Annotated in this window: 21 protein-coding genes; all 21 read left to right on the top strand. The window is 32.1% G+C overall.

Features of this window, described 5'->3' with window-relative positions:
• Positions 1-295 precede the first annotated feature (295 nt).
• The 21 genes from CKW03_RS18890 to CKW03_RS18790 all read left to right on the top strand — a co-directional run bounded on the left by CKW03_RS18890 (position 296) and on the right by CKW03_RS18790 (position 21681).
• On the top strand, positions 296-2017 hold the full coding sequence (locus CKW03_RS18890; RefSeq protein WP_139185498.1) for a tetratricopeptide repeat protein: 1722 nt from the start codon (positions 296-298) through the stop codon (positions 2015-2017).
• Positions 2018-2109: 92 nt separating this feature from the next.
• On the top strand, positions 2110-2622 hold the full coding sequence (locus CKW03_RS18885; protein WP_093099506.1) for a winged helix-turn-helix domain-containing protein: 513 nt from the start codon (positions 2110-2112) through the stop codon (positions 2620-2622).
• Between the two features lie 45 nt (positions 2623-2667).
• Positions 2668-4047: a nucleotide sugar dehydrogenase gene (locus tag CKW03_RS18880; RefSeq protein WP_093099505.1), complete on the top strand. Its 1380-nt coding sequence runs from the start codon at positions 2668-2670 to the stop codon at positions 4045-4047.
• Between the two features lie 19 nt (positions 4048-4066).
• A complete protein-coding gene (locus CKW03_RS18875; protein WP_093099503.1) occupies positions 4067-4546 on the top strand; it encodes an adenylyltransferase/cytidyltransferase family protein in 480 nt (159 codons plus the stop codon).
• Positions 4547-4561: 15 nt separating this feature from the next.
• Positions 4562-5530 carry an SDR family oxidoreductase gene (locus tag CKW03_RS18870; protein WP_093099502.1) on the top strand — a complete coding sequence of 323 codons (969 nt, stop codon included), beginning with the start codon at positions 4562-4564 and terminating at the stop codon, positions 5528-5530.
• A gap of 37 nt (positions 5531-5567) precedes the next feature.
• Positions 5568-6851 carry a nucleotide sugar dehydrogenase gene (locus CKW03_RS18865; protein ID WP_093099500.1) on the top strand — a complete coding sequence of 428 codons (1284 nt, stop codon included), beginning with the start codon at positions 5568-5570 and terminating at the stop codon, positions 6849-6851.
• 7 nt (positions 6852-6858) lie between these two features.
• Positions 6859-8382, top strand: a complete 1524-nt coding sequence (locus CKW03_RS18860; RefSeq protein ID WP_093099499.1) for an MATE family efflux transporter — start codon at positions 6859-6861, stop codon at positions 8380-8382.
• The gene (locus CKW03_RS18855; RefSeq protein ID WP_093099497.1) at positions 8379-9713 is read left to right on the top strand and encodes a Coenzyme F420 hydrogenase/dehydrogenase, beta subunit C-terminal domain; all 1335 of its coding nucleotides are present in this window, start codon (positions 8379-8381) and stop codon (positions 9711-9713) included. Before CKW03_RS18860 ends, CKW03_RS18855 begins: the two co-directional genes overlap by 4 nt.
• Position 9714: 1 nt before the next feature.
• A complete protein-coding gene (locus CKW03_RS18850) occupies positions 9715-10860 on the top strand; it encodes a polysaccharide pyruvyl transferase family protein (RefSeq protein ID WP_093099496.1) in 1146 nt (381 codons plus the stop codon).
• Positions 10860-11657: a glycosyltransferase family 2 protein gene (locus CKW03_RS18845; RefSeq protein WP_093099494.1), complete on the top strand. Its 798-nt coding sequence runs from the start codon at positions 10860-10862 to the stop codon at positions 11655-11657. Before CKW03_RS18850 ends, CKW03_RS18845 begins: the two co-directional genes overlap by 1 nt.
• A gap of 2 nt (positions 11658-11659) precedes the next feature.
• Positions 11660-12706, top strand: a complete 1047-nt coding sequence (gene rfbB / locus CKW03_RS18840) for a dTDP-glucose 4,6-dehydratase (RefSeq protein WP_093099492.1) — start codon at positions 11660-11662, stop codon at positions 12704-12706.
• A 6-nt stretch (positions 12707-12712) separates the two neighbouring features.
• The gene (gene rfbC / locus CKW03_RS18835) at positions 12713-13252 is read left to right on the top strand and encodes a dTDP-4-dehydrorhamnose 3,5-epimerase (protein WP_093099490.1); all 540 of its coding nucleotides are present in this window, start codon (positions 12713-12715) and stop codon (positions 13250-13252) included.
• A gap of 9 nt (positions 13253-13261) precedes the next feature.
• A complete protein-coding gene (rfbD, locus tag CKW03_RS18830; RefSeq protein WP_093099488.1) occupies positions 13262-14116 on the top strand; it encodes a dTDP-4-dehydrorhamnose reductase in 855 nt (284 codons plus the stop codon).
• A 13-nt stretch (positions 14117-14129) separates the two neighbouring features.
• Positions 14130-14987, top strand: a complete 858-nt coding sequence (gene rfbA / locus CKW03_RS18825; protein WP_093099486.1) for a glucose-1-phosphate thymidylyltransferase RfbA — start codon at positions 14130-14132, stop codon at positions 14985-14987.
• Between the two features lie 13 nt (positions 14988-15000).
• Entirely contained in the window at positions 15001-16332 is a 1332-nt protein-coding gene (locus CKW03_RS18820) for an O-antigen polymerase (RefSeq protein ID WP_093099484.1), read from the top strand.
• Positions 16301-17416: a glycosyltransferase family 4 protein gene (locus tag CKW03_RS18815; RefSeq protein WP_093099482.1), complete on the top strand. Its 1116-nt coding sequence runs from the start codon at positions 16301-16303 to the stop codon at positions 17414-17416. The genes CKW03_RS18820 and CKW03_RS18815 overlap by 32 nt, the downstream gene beginning before the upstream one ends.
• A complete protein-coding gene (locus tag CKW03_RS18810; RefSeq protein ID WP_093099481.1) occupies positions 17409-18269 on the top strand; it encodes a glycosyltransferase family 2 protein in 861 nt (286 codons plus the stop codon). The genes CKW03_RS18815 and CKW03_RS18810 overlap by 8 nt, the downstream gene beginning before the upstream one ends.
• Positions 18266-18862, top strand: a complete 597-nt coding sequence (locus CKW03_RS18805) for an LbetaH domain-containing protein (protein WP_093099479.1) — start codon at positions 18266-18268, stop codon at positions 18860-18862. The genes CKW03_RS18810 and CKW03_RS18805 overlap by 4 nt, the downstream gene beginning before the upstream one ends.
• 7 nt (positions 18863-18869) lie before the next feature.
• Positions 18870-19694 (top strand): glycosyltransferase, encoded by an 825-nt coding sequence (locus CKW03_RS18800; protein ID WP_093099477.1) that lies wholly within the window; start codon positions 18870-18872, stop codon positions 19692-19694.
• The gene (locus tag CKW03_RS18795) at positions 19684-20766 is read left to right on the top strand and encodes a right-handed parallel beta-helix repeat-containing protein (RefSeq protein ID WP_093099476.1); all 1083 of its coding nucleotides are present in this window, start codon (positions 19684-19686) and stop codon (positions 20764-20766) included. Before CKW03_RS18800 ends, CKW03_RS18795 begins: the two co-directional genes overlap by 11 nt.
• Positions 20767-21681 (top strand): NAD-dependent epimerase/dehydratase family protein, encoded by a 915-nt coding sequence (locus CKW03_RS18790; protein WP_093099474.1) that lies wholly within the window; start codon positions 20767-20769, stop codon positions 21679-21681.
• Positions 21682-21684: the final 3 nt, after the last annotated feature.

The following is a 21684-nucleotide window of genomic DNA, read 5'->3' as shown; positions in this document are numbered from 1 at the left end:
CTTCCCTAAAGGTCGCCTTTCTGGAGGAGATCGTTCTCTCCAAGGGCTATATAGAAAAGGAAGCCCTCTTCGATCGGGCAAAGGACCTAAAAGGCGTCTATTTTGACTATTTAAAGAAAATCAGCAGGTAAGTCCAACTTATAATATAAGTGTATCTATCCGGGATTTTGAAAATTTTATTCCCTGGGCCGTTCCTTCGGGGGCGGTTTTCGTCGTTCGATGGTAAAACCATACCGATATTTGGTAATTTTCGATATTGGGCCATGGATGTTCACAAATTGTCCCGAAATTTGAGATGATGAAACCTAGACCGAGAAAACTGAACCTCTTTTTGATATTCGTGATGCTATTGCTCGCGTACCCATTCTGTTCCCTTAGCGCGCAAACGAAAGGAGAGGAGGAAATGGCGGCATTGGAGGAGGTCCTGGGGACCAATGTGAACTTCAATGGTGATACACTTGCCCTTGTCGCTCGGTTGGATTCGGTCAAATTGCTCGCCGAGGCGGAAAGGAGCGTTCCCCTGAAATGGGCCTATTACATGTTGATGGCAGATGGTTTCTCGATTGCTTTTGACAGGGTAAACCCAATTACCGACCGATATTACCGCTTGGCCAGGGAACTGGTATCATCTCCAAAGACAAGGGAACTCCTCCAGGTTGGGCTTATGCGCCAAGGATACTACCACTTTATCTACAGGGATGTTTCAAGGGCGATCCCGTTTTTCTTGAGAGCAGATGACATGGACCAGGAGGTTGATCTGGGAAAGGTGCCTAACATTACGGAAAACTATGGTTTTGCAGCTGGCTTCTATAGTTTCATCGGCAACCAGGCAAAGGCAAGGGAATATCTCCAAAAAGCCCTCCCCTTTGCCAAAAACCCAAGCAGGAAGCGCATCGATATGTTGAATTCACTCGGTGTATACAGTGTAAAGGACTCCCTGCTGGAGGAGGGGAACCGTTATTTCAAGCTCGCCATTGCAGCGGCAAAATCAGCCCAAGACTCGGTATGGATGGGGATCATCACTGGGAACATTGCCGATATCGAGAGGAAAAAAGGTAACAGAGAGCTTGCCATAAAGCTGCTCTTGAAGAACGTATCGCTTTCCAAGAGATTCGGGGAGACCCAGGATGCGATGAGGGCCAACCTTGAGCTGGCTAACATGTACATCGCAAAGGGTGAACCGGAAAAGGCCAGGGGCCATGTTCTGGATGCCCAGGCCGACATGGCCCAAAAACCGTACTACCTCCCATACATGATGGAGTCCAAGAGGCTCCTCTCCAAGGTTGCGGGGATACAGAAAAACCCCCAAGAGGAACTGAAGTACATAAAGGAGTACCTCCAACTAAAGGACAGCATAGACGAAAAGCTTGATTTTGAGAAGCTCCAGAAAGTGGCCTACCAGTGGGAAGTACAACGATATGCACAGGGGTTAGAGAACGAAGGGCTGAGGCGGAGGAAGGATTTACAGACCTACATCTATGTTTTCATCTTCATTGTACTTGGACTTGCGCTGATCCTCCTGCTCGTGAACCGCTCCAAGAACCGTATCATGTACATGAACGCTGCGCTTGAAAGGGACCAACTTGAGCTTTCGTACGAAAAACAGCTGGTGGACCACGAGCTGGAGGCCTTGAACAGGTCGCTCCAGGAATTTACCGATACCATCAAGCAGAACGACCTAACCATCCAGAGATTCCGCAACGAGGTCATACAGAACCTGGACCATTTTCCCGACCGTCAGGAACTGTTCAACGATAGCCTGAACAAGATGTTGGAAAAACAGGTGATGACCGAAGAGAGATGGGTAAAGTTCAACGATATTTTCGAACGTGTTTATCCGGGTTACCTGGCAAAGGAGAAAGAGGCATATCCAAGGCTTACCGATTATGATTTCCGCCTGATCTCCCTGATGAAGCTCGGACTGAGCAACAGGAGCATGGCCGATCTTCTCGGGATCACGCTGGAAGGGGTGAAGAAGGCGAAGCAACGGTTGAAGAAGAAAATGGAGCGACAGTAACCTGTTATTAAATTGTTAAGTTTTTCGTTAGGTAATTATATTCTTGATATTATGGAAAGCTATGAGTACTTTTGTTGCTCGCTTTTAATAGTATGCTAGATTCACTTATCACTTCCAAGACCCGACTGAAACTACTGATCAAGTTTTTCGTAAGCTCGACCAATAAGGGGTACCTGCGGGGAATCGCTGAAGAATTCAATGAATCGACCAATTCAATCCGAAAGGAGCTCAACCAGCTCTCAGACGCTGGATACCTGATCAAGTCCCAAGAAAACAACAAAATCTATTATCGAGCAAATGTGGAACATCCTCTTTTCCAGAGTTTGCAGGATTTGGTGCGCACCTTCCTGGGCATTGACCAGGCAATCGACCATGTGATCGAAAGGACAGGGGACGTGGAGCAGGTTTCACTTTTGGGGGATTATGCAAATGGAGTGGATTCAGGGATTATAGAAATATTGATATCGGGAAAGGAAATAGATTCGGCATATTTATTGCAGGTTAGCGGCAAAACCGAGAAACTGTTGGGCAAGAGGATCAAGATTTATCTCGAAAGGCCAAAAGAAGTGAATGGGCAGATAATTCTGTATCAGAAAGAAAATTGAAAACTGTAAATTGGTGTAGGCCAATTATCACTCGGTAATTCAACAATGGAAATCAAGAAGATTACATGTATAGGAGCAGGATATGTTGGGGGACCGACGATGTCTGTCATTGCTCAGAAAAATCCAAATATCCAGGTAACGGTCGTTGACTTGAATGCAGCGCGCATTGAAGCTTGGAATTCAGAAAATTTAGAGGAACTTCCAGTTTATGAGCCCGGACTTGACACAGTTGTTAAGGAGGCAAGGGGACGTAACCTGTTTTTTTCTACCGAAATTGAAAAAGCTATCTCTGAGGGCGATATGATCTTTATTTCGGTAAATACCCCTACAAAAACGTACGGGAAGGGAAAGGGCCAGGCCGCAGATCTTAAGTTTATTGAGCTATGTGCCAGACAGATTGCGGAAGTTGCAACATCTTCGAAGATCATAGTTGAAAAATCAACAATTCCCGTCAGGACTGCCGCTACGATCAAAAGTATATTGGACCATACAGGAAAAGGCATACAGTTTCATGTATTGTCGAATCCAGAGTTTTTAGCTGAAGGTACTGCAATTCCAGATTTACATAATCCTGATCGGATTCTGATCGGAGGTGAAGATCCGGAAGCTATCAATGCCCTGAAATCAATCTATGAAGCTTGGGTTCCCACTGAAAGGATTATCAGTACCAACCTATGGTCTTCGGAACTGTCCAAATTGGTTGCAAATGCCTTTTTGGCGCAACGTGTTTCATCGATCAATTCGATTTCGGAACTATGCGAGGTTACGGGAGCGAATGTGGACGAGGTTGCACATGCCATAGGACAGGATTCCAGGATCGGTTCAAAGTTTTTGAAGGCATCTGTAGGTTTTGGCGGTTCTTGTTTTCAGAAAGACCTGCTTAACCTGGTCTATATCGCTCGATCCTATAATCTGAACGAAGTCGCTGATTACTGGGAACAAGTGATCTTGATCAACGACCATCAAAAGACAAGATTTGCAGAAAAGATCATCCAATCGATGTACAATACGGTTAATGGCAAAAAAATTGCTTTCCTTGGTTGGGCTTTCAAGAAAAACACTAATGATACAAGAGAATCTGCCGCCATATATGTTGCAGACCATTTACTGGATGAGCAAGCACAGATTTCAGTATACGATCCAAAAGTTCAGGAAAATCAGATCTATAAGGATCTGGATTACCTTGCTACAAGAAGTGCAGATGAAATTAAAGAATTGTTAAAGGTGATCAATGACCCCTATGAGGTTGCAAAGGATGCCCATGGTTTGGCAATTCTTACAGAATGGGATGAATTCAAGGACCTTGATTGGAAAAGAATCAAAGAATCTATGAAAAAACCCGCATTTATATTTGATGGGCGAAAGCTTCTGGATAAACAGAAACTTGAGAGTTTGGGATTTGTTTACTATGCTATAGGTGAGTAAAAACTAATATTTTCCATATATGAAAGAGCAAAAAAACATTGATGTAAAACATCAAGACTATAATCCAGGGCCAAGAGTAGGTATAACTTTCTCTACTTTTGATCTATTGCATGCCGGACATATTATGATGTTGGCAGAAGCTAAACGCCAATGCGATTATTTGATCTGTGGACTGCAAATGGACCCTACCTTGGACCGTCCTGAAAAAAATGCACCAACACAGACCGTGGTTGAAAGATATATTCAATTAAGGGGGTGCATTTATGTAGATGAAATTGTTCCTTATTCTACTGAACAAGATCTGGAAGATATATTGAGGTCTTTTAAGCTTGATGTCAGGATTGTAGGGGATGAATATAAGGATAGAGATTTTACAGGTAGAAAATACTGCGAAGATAAAGGCATCGAATTATATTTTAATAGTAGAGACCATAGATTTTCAAGCTCTGGATTAAGGAAGATTGTTGCGGATAAGGAGAATCAAAAGAATAATAATTAGCAAATAATACTATAAATGAGTAAAATATTAATTACCGGAGGGGCGGGTTTTATCGGTTCAAATCTTACTGAATATTTTTTAGGAAAAGGTCATCAAGTTGTCGTATTGGATAATTTTGCAACCGGACATAGACATAATTTGGTTCAACATGAAGGGAATCCAAATTTTGAATTGATTGAAGGTGATATCCGTAATACAGCTGATTGTGAAAAGGCAGTTCAAGGTGTTGATTATGTTTTACATCAAGCTGCTTTAGGATCAGTGCCTCGTTCTATTAAGGATCCACAAACTTCAAATGAGGTGAATGTTTCTGGGTTTCTAAATATGCTTGTTGCCGCTAGGGATGCGAATGTCAAGCGTTTTATTTATGCGGCATCTTCTTCAACCTATGGAGATTCTGAATCACTTCCTAAAGTGGAAGAAAAAATTGGAAAACCATTATCCCCTTATGCAATTACCAAATATGTAAACGAACTCTACGCAGAAATTTTCTCAAAAACCTACGGAATTGAAACGATTGGTTTAAGATATTTTAATGTTTTTGGTAGAAGGCAAGATCCTAATGGAGCGTATGCAGCAGTTATTCCTTTGTTTGTAAAGAAATTTATGAATCATGAAAGCCCAGTAATTAATGGAGCCGGCGATTATTCTAGAGATTTTACTTATATAGATAATGTAATTCAGATGAATGAAAGAGCTATGCTAACTGAAAATCCGGATGCTATTAATACCGTTTATAATACTGCTGTAGGAGATAGAACAACATTAAATCAATTGGTAGGATACCTAAAAGAATTTTTAACTGAATATGATTCAGAGATTGCGAATGTTGATGTTATTCATGGACCAAATAGGCAAGGTGATATACCACATTCATTAGCGTCTGTGGAAAAAGCAAAAAAACTTTTGGGTTATGAACCAAGCCATGTGATTAAAGAAGGTTTAAAGGAAGCAACTAAATGGTATTGGGATAATTTAAAATAATACTAACTACTAAAATCAATAAATAAAAATCCAATTAATGAAAAATATAGCAGTTATCGGATTAGGTTATGTGGGATTGCCTTTAGCACGTTTGTTTGCTACAAAATATCCTGTATTAGGTTTTGATATTAACCAAAAAAGAATTGATGAATTAAGATCTGGAAAAGACTTAACATTAGAAGTTGAAGATGATGTTCTTCAATCTGTTTTGGTTAAGGAAAATCCATTCAATAATCAAGTTAATGGATTATTCTGTTCTAATATTCTTTCAGATATTGAGGATGCAAATTTTTATGTAGTTACTGTTCCTACTCCAGTTGACAAACATAATAGACCTGATCTAACTCCTCTTTATAAAGCTTCTGAAACTGTAGGTAAAGTTTTAAAAAAAGGAGATATTGTTGTATATGAATCCACAGTTTACCCAGGAGTAACTGAAGAAGAATGTATCCCAGTTTTAGAAAAAGTTTCAGGATTAAAATTTAATGTGGATTTCTTTGCTGGTTATTCACCGGAAAGAATTAATCCAGGAGATAAGCAGCATACGGTTGAAAAAATATTAAAAGTGACTTCAGGTTCAACTCCAGAAATCGGAAAAGAAGTTGATGAGGTGTATAAATCTGTAATTACTGCAGGAACTCACTTAGCCCCTGCTATTAAAGTTGCAGAGGCAGCCAAAGTTATTGAAAATTCACAACGTGATATCAATATTGCTTTTGTAAATGAATTGGCAAAAATCTTCAATATTCTTGAAATTGATACTCATGCAGTTCTGGAAGCTGCAGGTACTAAATGGAACTTTTTGCCTTTTAAACCAGGATTAGTTGGAGGCCATTGTATAGGTGTTGATCCATATTATTTGGCTCAGAAAGCTCAAGAACATGGTTATCACCCAGAAATTATTCTAGCAGGAAGAAGACTGAATGATTCAATGGGTGAATATGTAGCCTCACAAGTTGTTAAAACCATGATTAAAAAAGGTATAAATGTGAATGGTTCAAATTTATTAATGTTAGGCGTAACATTTAAAGAAAATTGCCCAGATGTTAGAAACACCAAAATAGTTGACGTTATAAATGCTTTGGAAGATTATGGAATTGAAGTTTCAACTTATGATCCATGGGCAAATCCTTCGGAAGTAAATCATGAATATAACATAAAGAGTACAACAAATATCCCTTCCGATAAGTTTGATGCTATTGTTTTGGGAGTGGCACACAAGGAATTTTTGGAATTAGACTTGGATAAATTTAAAAAGGATAATGCTATAGTCTATGATGTTAAAGGAATTTTACCATTTGAGGTTAATGCTAAACTTTAATTAGGGAATGTCTAATTCTAATCGCATAGCAAAAAACACTTTTTTCTTATATATAAGAATGATCTTGATATTAGGGGTTACTTTATATACATCAAGAATCGTTTTAGAACAATTAGGGATATCTGATTACGGTATATACAGTTTGGTTGGAGGAATAGTTGCAATGTTAGGTTTCTTTAATGCAGCTATGGCAACTTCTACTCAAAGGTATCTAGCAATTGATATAGGTAAAAATAATTTTGAAGATTTAAAAAAAACTTTTAGTTCTGCTTTTATTATACATGTAGGTATAGCGTTATTGATTCTTTTATTAGCTGAGACAGTTGGATTATGGTATATAAATAACGTCATGGTTTTTCCAAAGAACAGAGTTGTAGCAGTAAATATTGTTTATCAATTTTCAATTTTGACTTTTATTTTAAATGTTATCCAAGTACCCTACAATGCCTTAATTTTTGCTAGAGAAAGAATGGGTATTTATGCTTATGTTAGTATCTTAGAAGCAATTCTAAAACTAATTATAGTATATGTGTTAGTATTTTTCAATGATGACAAATTAATAATTTTTTCAATTTTAACTTTTTTAGTAGCTTTTATCATTAGAGCAATTTATCAAATTTACTGTAGAAAAAACTTTCAAGAAAGCAAAATTTCTTTAAATTATGATCCTATTTATTTTAAAGAATTACTATTTTATTCTGGATGGAATTTATTTGGTAATCTAGCATCTATTGCTAGAAATCAAGGGAATAATGTTGTTTTAAACATATTTTTCGGAACAATGGTTAATGCATCTTATGGTCTAACAATGCAAGTACAGAGTGCTGTTCAAATGTTTATTAATAGTTTTCAAAATGCAGTTAACCCTCAAATAACAATTAATTATGCAAAAAGTAACATCAACGGAATGCAAAATTTAATGTTAAAAAGTTCAAAATTTTCATTTTTTTTAACTTTAATATTGGTTGTTCCAATTCTATTGAATTTGGATTGGCTCTTAAAAGTTTGGTTGGGAACCCCACCTGAATATACAAATATATTCATTTCAATCAGTCTTATTAATATTTCGATAGATTCACTTTCAGGGTCATTAATGACAGGCATACAAGCTACTGGACGTATTAAAATGTATCAATTAGTTGTTGGCTCATTGGTTTTTTTAAATATGCCTTTATCATTTTTGTTTTTAAAATTTTCACAATTCAATTCTCCTTGGGTTATTTTTATTATTTCAGGAGTTATTTCAATATTATCTCTTTTATTCCGAATTTATTTTTTAAAAAAAGTAATAAATTTTAATTATTTAATATTTATTAGAACCGTTTTATTACGAGTGATTATTGTTAGTTCGTTAATAGTTTTGATTTTGATAAAAATGCAAGATATCATCAATTACAACAATTTTTTTTCAATATTTTGTTATACAATTTTAATTGTACTTATTTTAATAGGACTAATATATTTTTTTGGTATTAATAAGGATGAAAAGATGTTTTTTTTAAGTCTAAAATCTAAACTCATAAAAAAATGAAACCTACTATTAAGGACATAGTAAAAAATGATTTATGTACTGGTTGCGGAGTTTGTACCTCTAAAATCAAAAATTCTAAAATGGTATGGAATAAGGATGGTTTTTTAGTACCAGAATATGAAGATATTCATAATACCGATGATGCATTAAAACTTTGTCCATTTAATCCAATCCCAGAAGAAATTGTAAGAGATGAAGACAATATTGCTGAAATATTTTTAGCAGATTCAACAAAATTCAATAATAAACTTGGTAAATACATAAATACTTACATAGGATATTCAAAAGAATTTAGAATAACATCATCTTCAGGAGGTCTTGCTACTTACGTTTTTAAATCACTTTTGAGTAAAAGGGTAGTTACAAATCTTTTTGTTGTTAAAGAAGTAAATGGTACTTATGAATATCAGTTGTTTAAAAATACAGAAGACATCATTTCTCAATCAAAAACGAGATATATACCTGTATCAATGGATGGGTTATTTGATATAATTAATTCTGTAGATGGTACTGTAGGTATTGCAGGTGTAGCGTGTTTCATTAAAGCCCTTAGGTTGAAACAATTTTATGAACCGGAATTGAAAGCGAAAATACCTTTTTTAATTGGGATTATTTGTGGGGGGTTAAAAAGCAAATTTTATACTGATTTTTTAGCTCAAAGTGCTGGTATTAAAGGTTTATATCATAATCAAGAATATAGACTGAAAGACGCAAATTCAATTTCCTCTAATTATTCGTTTGGAGCTTTTGATTCTGCAAATAATTTTCACAAAATGAGAATGAAAAAAGTAGGTGATATGTGGGGATCAGGTTTATTCAAAAACCATGCTTGTGATTTTTGTGATGATGTTACAACTGAGTTAGCTGATATTTCCTTAGGAGATGCTTGGATAGAACCATATTATCATGAAGGATTAGGCAATAGTATAATTATTACAAGAAGTCCTTTGGCGGATCAAATAATAAAGGATGGAATTTTTCAAGATAACCTAAACGTAAAGGAAGCGAATGAAAATGAAATAATCTTTTCACAAAGAGGTAGTTATAACCATAGAAATTATGGATTAAAATATAGAGTTGAAAAGTTACAAAAGAAAGGTTTATTAATTCCGTTTAAAAGGACTCGATTATTTCAAGATATTCCGTTTTATTTTAAATGGGTACAAAATCAAAGAATGAAGGTAAGAAAATTAAGTCTTGAATTCTGGAAAGATTCTAAAAATTTAACAGAATTCAATCAGAGAATTAGAAAAGACAGGGAGAAACTTACCAAATTAACAAAGTACTATCACAAATTTAATAAGATAAAAACTCTCTTATTTGGCAAATAATATGAAAAAGAAAATAGGGATATTGACACAACCACTTCATGACAACTATGGTGGATTATTTCAAGCATATGCATTAAAAGAAGTATTGGAGTCTCTAGGTTATGATGTAGTCGTGATAAATAGGCAAATTGTTACAAGTGAAATAAGAAAAAAGTTTTCTCTTTTAAAAAGTTTTCTTACAGGGAGAAAAATTAATAAAAAAGCTCTCTTAAGTAAAAATCAGAGTAAATATATTTCTAAAAATACAGCTTCTTTTATTAAAAAATTTATTCCGAATCTATCACCTAGAATAACATCTAAAAAACAAATGAATTTGTTAAATAGTCAAGGATTTTATGGATATGTCGTAGGAAGTGATCAAAGTTGGAGGCCAAAGTATTCACCTGATATTTATAATTATTTCCTAGATTTTGCTGAAAACCAAAAAAATATCAAAAGAATAACTTATGCTGTTTCTTTTGGAGTTTCAGAGTGGGAATTCACTGAAGTTGAAACTAAAAAATGCAGGGATCTTGCTTCAAAATTTGATTCTATCAGTGTTAGAGAAGATTCTGGAGTTGAACTAGTAAAAAATTATTTTGCACTTAATTCTACTCATGTGGTTGATCCGACTATGTTACTAAGCCCTGATAATTATAAGAAGTTGATTGATAATAGTCAAAGCAAATTTGATGGTTTAAAAGAGCTTAATATTTATGTCTTAGATAAAACTTTATTTAAAAAGGATATAATTGATTATGTTAAAAGTAGGCTAAATTTTGAATCATTTGAGGTGTTACCTAAAAAAAATATTAACGATGGAAAAATAGATTCTAAAAATATTGATGATTTTGTCTTCCCTCATCCATTAATGTGGTTAACAGCGTTTGAAAAAGCTAAATTTGTAATCACTGACTCATTTCATGGTACAGTTTTTTCTATTTTAAATAATGTACCATTTATAGCTATTGGTAATCAAGGAAGAGGGTTGGCTCGTTTTGAATCATTATTAAGAATGTTTGGGCTTGAGGATAGATTAATTACTGATTTTGACAAAAATAAATTAGATTCTATTATTTATTCAGATATTAATTGGTTTAGAGTTAATGAAAAAGTCAGTGAAGAAAGAAAAAAAGGAATTGAATACTTGAAAGAAAATCTTAAATAATGGTATCAGTAGTTATTCCACTATATAACAAGGAAGAAAGTATTAGTGGTACAATAAACTCTGTTTTAAATCAAACCTATAAAGAATTTGAATTAATTATAGTAAATGATGGTTCAACAGACGAAAGCTTAAATATTGTTAAACAATTTTCTGATCCAAGGATTGTTATCTTGGACAAAAGGAATGGAGGCGTATCAAGTGCAAGGAATTTAGGAGTAGAGAATTCTAATTATGATTGGATAGCTTTTCTGGATGGGGATGATATTTGGTTTCCAGATCATTTAGAAACCCTATTCAAAGCTATTAATATTTATCCAAATGAGAAGGTTTTTTCAACATCTTATTCTCACTCAGATAGCATTTCAAGAGATAATAATTCTATCGAGGTTTGGACAGATTATTTTAAACACGCAATTAATGGAGATGTATTATGGACAAGTGTTATTTTAATACATAAATCTTGTTTTAAAAAGGTTGGAATGTTTTCTGAAAAAATGAATCGAGGTGAAGATATAGATTTATGGATTCGATTAGCAGGAAATTATAATATTGTAAAAATAAAAAAGATTACAGCTATATATCGTTTGGAGGCAGAAAACAGAGCTTGTAATAATAAACTTGATTATAATAAGTCTATAGCAGCATTTATTTCCTTTTCAAAATCTGAAAATTCAAACAGCCGACAATATAAATTAATGATTTTGAAAGAAAGGTTAAAAATATTTATTTCAACTGGAGATTTTAAGGCTGCGATAAGTATTATTAAAAAACATTGGAAAAATATATTATTTAAGTAAAAATGAAGACTATAATAATAACAGGTGGAGCTGGATTTATTGGTTCACATGTAGTTAGGGAATTTGTGCGTAAATATCCTAATTATCAGATAATAAATTTAGATGCCTTAACTTATGCAGGGAATTTAGAGAATTTAATTGATATTCAAGATGCCCCTAATTATTCATTTGTAAAGGCTGATATTACTGATGCCAATAGAATTAATGCTATTTTTCAGGAATATAAACCAGACGGAGTTATCCATTTAGCAGCTGAGTCGCATGTGGACCGTTCAATAACTGATCCATCGGCATTTGTAATGACCAATGTGATTGGAACGGTAAATCTTTTGAATGCTGCAAAGGAACTCTGGAAAGATAACTTTGAAGGTAGGAGGTTTCATCATGTTTCAACAGATGAGGTATATGGTACCTTAAGCGAAACCGGACTTTTTACAGAAGAAACCTCTTACGATCCACATTCGCCTTATTCAGCTTCTAAAGCTTCTTCCGATCATTTCGTAAGAGCGTATCATGATACTTATGGCTTGCCGGTTGTTATTACAAACTGTTCAAACAACTATGGCCCGAATCATTTTCCTGAAAAATTGATTCCACTATGTATTCATAACATCTTAAATAATAAGCCACTACCAATTTATGGTGATGGCAAATTTACCAGAGATTGGTTATTTGTAAAAGATCACGCTAAAGCAATTGATTTAGTGTATCATAATGGAAAATTGGGGGGATCATATAATGTTGGTGGCTTTAATGAATGGAAAAATATAGATCTTGTTAAGGAACTATGCAATCAAATGGATTCAAAATTAAAGAGAGATCCAGGTTCTTCGGCAAAACTTATCACATTTGTTAAAGATAGGCCAGGTCATGATTTGAGATATGCCATTGATGCAACAAAAATTAATCAAGAATTGGGCTATAAACCCTCAGTTACATTCGAGGAGGGGTTATCTCAAACAATTGACTGGTTTTTGAATAATCAAGAATGGTTGGACAATGTGACCTCAGGTGACTATCAGAATTATTACAACAAACAATATTCTTAAATAGAGATGAAAGCTACAGAAACCAAGTTAAAAGGATGCTTTATTATGGAGCCTTCAGTGTTTGGAGATTCTAGAGGCTATTTTTTTGAATCTTTTAATCAGTTAAAATTCAAAGAATTAACCGGGGTAGACCCTTTGTTTTTACAGGATAATCAATCTAGTTCTAGTTATGGAGTGCTTAGGGGTTTGCATCAACAAATAGGAGAATTTGCACAGGCAAAATTAGTTCGTGTACTTGAAGGAAAGGTTTTGGATGTTGCAGTGGATGTAAGGGAAGGTTCTGAAACATATGGACAATATGTTGCGGTCGAACTCTCTGCTGAAAATAAACTTCAACTCTTTATACCAAGAGGATTTTTGCATGGTTTTGCTGTGCTTTCTGAAAAAGCAACTTTCTTTTACAAATGTGATAATCTCTATAATAAGGAATCTGAAGATGGTGTAAATCCATTGGATGAAACTTTAGCAATTGATTGGAAGATTCCCGCAGCCCAAATAATCTTATCTGATAAAGATAAGGTTGCAAGAGCTTTTGATAAAAAATAAAATAATATTATGCTTAGGATATTGGTTACTGGTGTGAATGGTCAATTAGGATCAGAATTAAAGGAATTGTTAGCAAAGGAAGAAACATTTGATGCGAGTTATCTTTCAAGAGCCGAATTACCATTAGAAAAAACAGAAACTATTAGAACCATATTATCTACCTATAAGCCAGACATAATTATTCATTCTGCAGCATACACTGCTGTTGATAAAGCTGAAAGTGAAATTGAATTAGCTGATAAAGTAAACCATATAGCAAGCAAGGAAATTGCAAATTATTGTAAGTCAAAAGACTGCAAATTGATTTCAATTTCAACCGATTATGTTTTTGATGGAAACTCTAATATTGCATTAAAGGAAAATGCTGAAGTAGATCCAATAAATATATATGGAAAGACAAAATTATTAGGGGAAAAGGCAATTGAAAGGGAATATCCTGATGCTATACTAATTAGGACTTCTTGGGTTTACTCTACTTACGGGAATAATTTTGTTAAAACTATGATTCGGTTGATGAGTGAAAGGGAGGAAATTTCTGTTATTAATGATCAAATTGGTTCACCTACTTATGCCAGAGATTTAGCAAAGGCTATATTAAAGATTATCAAATCGGATAAGTGGGTTGGAGGAATTTTTCATTATTCAAATGATGGAGAGATTTCATGGTATGATTTTGCAGAAGAAATTAAAAAAATCAAAGGTTTTAGCACGAAAATTAACCCAATTCCAACATCTTCATATCCTACACCTGCAAAAAGACCTAAATTTTCTCTTTTAGACCAAAGCAAAATTCAAGATACATATAATGTAGATGTACCATTCTGGAAGGACAGTTTAAAAGAAATGATAAATCTATTAAAATAATATAGACCACAATATGAAAGGAATAATTTTAGCCGGGGGCTCAGGAACAAGACTTCATCCATTAACATTGGCTGTTTCAAAACAATTGATGCCGGTCTATGATAAACCTATGATTTATTATCCATTATCAACATTAATGTTGGCTGGAATCAATGAGATACTAATAATTTCTACTCCTCAAGATTTACCAAATTTTGAAAAATTATTGGGTGACGGCTCACAAATAGGATGTAAATTCTCTTATATTGAGCAGCCTTCACCTGATGGACTTGCACAAGCATTTATTCTAGGTGCTGATTTTATTGGGAATGATAAGGTAGCCTTGATTTTAGGCGATAATATTTTTTATGGTTCTGGAATGTCTAAATTATTACAGGCTTGCGCAGATCCTGATGGAGGCTATTTATTTGCATATCCTGTCCATGATCCTGAAAGATATGGTGTCGTAGAATTTGATAAAGATAAAAATGTTGTATCTATTGAAGAAAAACCAACAGAACCCAAATCTAATTATGCTGTTCCAGGTCTGTATTTTTATGACAATAATGTTGTTGAAATAGCAAGATCTATAAAACCTTCTCCTCGAGGTGAACTAGAAATTACTGATGTCAATAAAGAATATCTTAGGAGCGGCAAACTAAAAGTAGGAATATTTGACAGAGGTACAGCTTGGTTAGATACTGGAACTATTCAATCATTGATGCAGGCTGGACAATTTGTCCAAGTTATTGAAGAAAGGCAAGGAATGAAAATCGGAGCAATAGAGGAAGTTGCTTATAGAATGGGTTATATTGATAAAGACCAATTATTAAATATTGCAGGTCCACTAAGGAAAAGTGGCTATGGAGATTATCTTTTAAGAATAATTTAGATTCACCATTGAAATGAAATATTTAATATTCGTTATTTCTTTATTAATGTATTTTTTTGCACCAAACAAATATGATTACACTTTTTGTTTAATAGTATTGATAATATTTCTAATTAATGTTGGTCAATTATTAACAATTCAAATTAATAAAAATGGAATTGGCCTATTTTCATTTTCTTTATTATTTTCTATAAGTTTTTTATTTGTAAACTTTATTTATCCTGTAATAGTATACCCAATAGACAAGGGGTATTTTCCAGTATTTGATAGGTTCTATTTCAATGAAAATCTAATTTCTAAAACTTCTGCATTAGCATTGGTTGGATTTAATTCTTTTGTTTTAGGTTTTCTATTAGTTAAGCGAAAGGTTATAAATAATATAAAAGAATTTAAAGTTTCAAATATTTATAATTTTATTTATTACGTCTGTTTAATATTTTCAGCCATACTTATTTTATATGTATTCCTTTCTGGTTTAAGCGGAGTTATTGCAAGAAAAACCGATACGTATCAGGAATTTAATCAAACAATTTTATTAATTGTTCAATGCTTAATAAATATTACAATAGTCTTAAACTTTTTGTTACGAAAACCCATATTTAATCTATTAATGGTTTTCATTTTCGCGGGAATATTTGTATATATTGGTGATAGGGGCCCAGCTATTCAAACAGTATTAGTAATGTTATTTTCTTATTCGATACTTATAAGAAAATTTACGAAAAAACAAATCATCCTTCTTATAACAGGAGGGTTTATTATTTTAACCATTGCATCTTCATTAAGAAGCAGGGATGGTGGGTCATTAGACCTATCAAAAGTGAGAATAGAAAATAGCTTTGATTTTGCAATGGATTTAATAGTTAATAACAGAAATCTTTATGCAGGCTATGAATATGCGCTAATGAACGGTTTAAGTTATGGTAAAAGTTCTATTTATTATATATTTTCTCCCATTCCATTTTTACCTTCATTTATTACACAAAATTTGTTTGGGGCTATGCCCCAGGAATTATCCTCTTCAACTATTTTAACAAAAGATGTAGATGCGGGTTATGGCTTAGGAACAAATCTAATTTCTGATTTATATATGCAATTTGCTTTACCGGGGGTTTTGATATTTATGTTCCTTTTAGGGTTAATCATATCAAAATTAGAAAGCAGAGTCCTCTCCAGTTTTAATAGTTTATTAATATATATTACTATAGCAAGTTTCTCAGTTTACATGGCTAGGTCAAGTATGTTCGATTCTGTAAGATATATCGCTTGGTCTTTCATGATTTTTTATATTATTTATTATTTTATTTACCCGCATGTCCAAAAAAAAATTATTATTAGTAAATAATACGATATTTTATGAGTCTGAATCAAAGCTTTATTTAAATAAAGAAACAGGAAAATTTTTTGTTGAAATATCTGATTTAAATTTTGATGTAACTGTTTTTCAGATTAGTCAACAAAAAACTTTAAATGATAATTTTGCTAATTTTCCTATTACAGATACTTCTTTAAATATAATTGATATAAAAAGAAAAAATAATAGATTTTTTTCATTTTTAAAAGCATTTTTACAAATCCCAATCATAGTTTTAAAAAATGATTTTATCTATTTATTTTACCCTGGCCCAATATGTCAATTTATTGCTTTAGTATGTGTTTTATTTAGAAAAAAATTTGGGTTATACGTACGGGGTGAGCAAGGTATTAATTCAAGGTTTTCAAAATATCTTTTAAAGAGAGCAAAATTTGTAATGACAATATCCCCCTTATTTACGGATGAAATTAAGAAAATAAATGTGAGAACTAATACTATAAGACCAATGATTGGTTTTACAGAATTAGATATAGTAAAAACTAAATTGATTGATAACAACAAGAACTTAAAAATTTTGTATGTTGGTCGTCTCGTTTTTGATAAAGGAATATTTGAACTGATATCTGGTTTTATTAAGTTGATTAATGAAGGCTATGAGTTAGAGTTGATACTTGTAGGTAGCGGGCCGGATGAAGAACACATTAGAAATATTATTGTTGACAATAAAATTGAAGACAAAATTTCGTTAAAAGGAATGATTTCTAATAAGGATGATTTGAAAGAGATTTATAATGAATCTGATGTTTTTGTCTTACCTTCTTATCATGAAGGATTTCCCAGAGTATTATACGAAGCTTTGATTATGGGCGTTCCAATTATTACCACATTTGTAGGATCTATTCCATATTTAATGAAAGATTCTTTTAACTGTGTTAGAATCGATCCAAAATCAGAAGAATCAATAGTAAAAAAGTTAAAATTAATAATTTCAAATGCCAAATTCAGGAAACAAATAGCCGAGAATGGAACCAAAACCATTGAAAAATATCTAAAAGATAAAAAGCAATCACATGCTGAACAAGTTGTACATTTAATAAATAAAATAGATGGTTAGTGTAATTATTCCATTTTTTAAAGGAGAAAAGTGGTTAATTGAGGCTGTTGAAAGTGTTTTAAAACAGTCTTATAAAATGATTGAAATTATTGTAGTAAATGATGGTTCTAAGGAGGATTTAACCACTTTTTTGCGTCAATATAGAGATTTCATTAGATATTATAAAATCGAAAATTCTGGACCTGCCACTGCTAGAAATTTTGGAATTTCTAAATCAACTGGTAAATATATTGCCTTTTTAGATTCTGATGATTTGTGGCTTGAAACTAAGTTGGAAAAACAAGTTTCCTTAATGGAAAGCAATAATCTCATTTGGTCTCATACTAATTATTTTGTTTTTGATGAAGGTAAACCATTAGATTTAAAATTATTTAATAATTTAAACTTTAAGGGATTTGTTTTTCCGAATAGTTTGAAGAGATTAAATATTGCCACTCCATGTGTTATGATTCTTCGTGAGGTAATTTCTGAATTTGAATTTTTAAGATTTTCTAAAGATATGCGGTATGGTCAAGATGGGTACTTATGGATATTAATGAGTGTAAGATATGAACTAGGGTATTTAGATGAGCCATTAGTTAAAGTTAGAAGGACAGGAGGGAATGCTGTTCAGCGTGCTTATGTTCACCTCAATGTAAAGGCTAATTTATATCAACATTTAGTGAAAAAATTCAATAAATTTTTTCCACAAATCAAGTTGCCATTAATTGTTCAATTTCTATATAAATATTGTTTTTATCTCTGCAAAAGTTTAGATTATTTATTTAATAAATCATTAATCAATAGTTCAGCAAGAGAATTTTTGTCAAAAATTTTTTATTTCCCTGCATATATTTTATTCAAATTATTATGAAGCCTAAAACTTATGAGCCCCTTGGATATATAAGATTAATTATATTTAAAATAAGAAGTTATTTTTTATTTAAAAACAGTAGAATTATACGATTCCCCTTTTACATACGTGGAAGGAGATATATAAAAGTGGGCAATAATCTAACAACTGGATATAACTGTAGATTAGATGCTTTTCCATTTAAGAATGATATTAATTTAATTGAAATTGGAAATGATGTTCAAATAAATGATTACGTTCATATAGCAAGTATTGAGTCTGTCAAAATTGGTAATAATGTGTTAATCGCGAGTAAAGTATTTATTACTGACCATAATCATGGGAATTATTCAGGTGACAATCAAGATAGCCCATTAGTAACTCCTAATTCAAGACCTATAATTAGTAAACCTGTAATAATTGAAGATAATGTATGGTTGGGAGAACAAGTTTGTGTTTTGCCTGGAGTTAAAATTGGAAGAGGCACGATAATTGGAACTATGTCTGTTGTAACTAAGGATATTCCTCCATTTAGCATTGCTATAGGTATTCCAGCAAAAGTTATTAAAACATATTCCTTTGATTCAGGAAAATGGGAAAATATAAATAAATAAATAAAAAATGCAAGTTGGATTATCGGTTGTTCTTTATAACACTAAAGAAGAAGAAATTAAATTGTTATTAGATTCTATTAGTTTATCAAGTATTAAATATTTGTTAATTATTGTTGATAATTCTCCAGTAAGCGATAGAAAAGTATTATTTGATGGAAATGAGAATTATTATTATATACATAATCCATCAAATCCTGGATTTGGAGCTTCTCATAATATCGCTATTAAAGAATCTATTTCAAGGAACTATGAATATCATTTTGTAATAAATCCAGACGTATTTTTTAAAGTTGATGTTATCACTCCTATGATTGCTTTTATCAAATCAGATGCTAAAATAGGTATGGTTATGCCACAAATCTTAAATTTAGACGGATCTATTCAAAATTTACCTAAATTATTACCTTCACCAATAAGCTTACTATTGAGAAAATTGAAATGGCCAAATTTTCTTTATGAGAAGTTTATAAATAAATATGAATTAAGGTTTGTTCCAAATAATAAAATATATAATGCTCCTATTTTATCTGGATGTTTTACTCTTTTTCGAATTGAGGCGTTGGAAAAAGTTGGCCTTTATGATGATTCTTTTTTCATGTATTTTGAAGATTGGGATTTGTCTAGAAGAGTTCATAAAATTTATAAGACAGTTTATTATCCGAATGTTTCAATATACCATGGATACGAATCTGGCGCTAATAAGAGTAGAAAATTATTCAACATTTTCATAAAATCTGCCCAAACCTATTTTAATAAATGGGGCTGGATACGCGATAAGGAAAGGAAAAATATTAATAGAATTACATTAAAACAATTTTACAATGAAATATAATTTTACTATAGTATTAATAATTTGGACTGTTTTATTATATGGTCAAGGTTTTTCAAAAAAAACCTATTCAGTAAACCAAATAAGTAATATTATTGAATCTAGTTTAGCGGATCAAATTATTAATAAATATAAAACTCAAGCCAAATCTATTGAAAACTATTTGCCTAAAGGATACTCAAAAAGAGGAAATATTGATTATACAATTTATTTACAAGAGGCAATTAACAATTCAAAAATAATTTTGATGCCAAATTTTCCTATTCTAATTAATGACAGAGGGCTTATACTAAATGATGGGCAAATATTAATTTTTCAACCAAATTCTAAATTAATATTAAAGCCAAGTTCAAAAGAAGGATATTCAATGATTGCAATTAATAATAAATCCAATATTAAAATTGTCAACGCGAATTTAAAAGGAGACAGGGAAAGTCATTTGGGGAAAACAGGTCAATGGGGGTTTGGAATTTCTATTAAAGGAGGTGAAGATATAACTATAGTGGGAGGGCAATTTCAAGATATGTGGGGAGATGGTATTTATATCGGTGGTACTAAATCTAAAGTTAGTTCAAAAATTTTAATTTCAAATAATTTTATAAATAATTCTAGAAGAAATGGGATTTCTATTACTTCAGGAAAATCAATAACTATTGAGAAATCTACTATTAGTAATTCAAATGGTCATAGCCCTGAGAGTGGTATTGATATTGAGCCTAATAATATCTCAGATATAATAGAGGATATTAATATAAAAAACTTAATTACTTCAAACAATAAATGGAGTGGTATATTAGTAGTTCTTGAAAAATTCAAAGGTAAACAGTTAAAAGATGTTAGTTTGAACATTACTAATCATACCGACAATGGTTCAGATTCTGGCATTGCTATTCATGGCTATAGAAATGATAAAACTCATAAAAATTTGCACGGAACAATTAAGGTTAGTTCTTCAAAATATAATAATAACAAAAGACAGCCAATTTATTTTTATAGGTCTAATTTTGGAAATTTAAAAATAGATTCTGATAACTCTAATTTGAAATCAGAATTTCAGAAAAGGAGAGTTAAATAATTGAATAATTTATTAATAACAGGTTGCTCTGGGTTTGTAGGATCAAATCTTAGTGAATTTTTAAAAAATAATAATTTTAATATATTTTGTTTATCTCTAAGAGATTCGCAATGGGAAAATAGAATTTCCAATGATATTTTAGGATATATTCATTTAGCGGGAAAAGCACATGATACCTCTAATAAATCAAACAGTGAGGAATATTATAAAATTAATCGAGACTTGACTATATCCATATTTAATAAGTTTTTAAAATCATCTGCAAAGGACTTTTTTTACTTTAGTTCTGTTAAAGCGGTTGCAGATACTTTAGATTCTAAATTATTTGAGGATGTAAATCCACAACCAAAAACACCATATGGCAAATCTAAGCTAGAAGCAGAATCTTATTTGATGGAAAAAGTTTTGCCAGTTGGTAAAAGACTTTTTATTATTCGTCCCTGTATGATTCATGGACCTGGAAATAAAGGGAACTTAAATCTTTTATTTGAAGTTGTAAAAAAGGGAATTCCTTGGCCATTAGGTAGTTTTTATAATGAAAGATCTTTCTTAAGTATAGATAATCTAAATTTTTTAATACTTAAGATGATAACGGATTCTAATTTAAAATCAGGTATATATAATTTTTCTGATGATGGCACATTGTCAACCAATGAATTGGTTGAATTAATCTCAAATTCTTTAGGAAAAAGAAGTCGCATTTTAAATATCAATAAAAACATTGTTCAATCAATTGCCAAAATTGGGGATAAATTAAAACTTCCATTAAATTCAGAAAGGTTAAAAAAGCTTACTGAATCATACATTGTTTCTAATGACAAAATTAAAAATGAGCTAAATATAGATAAATTACCATTAAATATTAGGCAAGGAATACAAATTACCATTGATTCATTTAAATTTAAATCAGTTTAATTT

Source organism: Sphingobacterium mizutaii (assembly GCF_900187125.1).
In the GTDB taxonomy this organism is placed as follows: Bacteria; Bacteroidota; Bacteroidia; order Sphingobacteriales; family Sphingobacteriaceae; genus Sphingobacterium; species Sphingobacterium mizutaii.
This window is presented reverse-complemented; position numbering and strand designations above follow the sequence as displayed.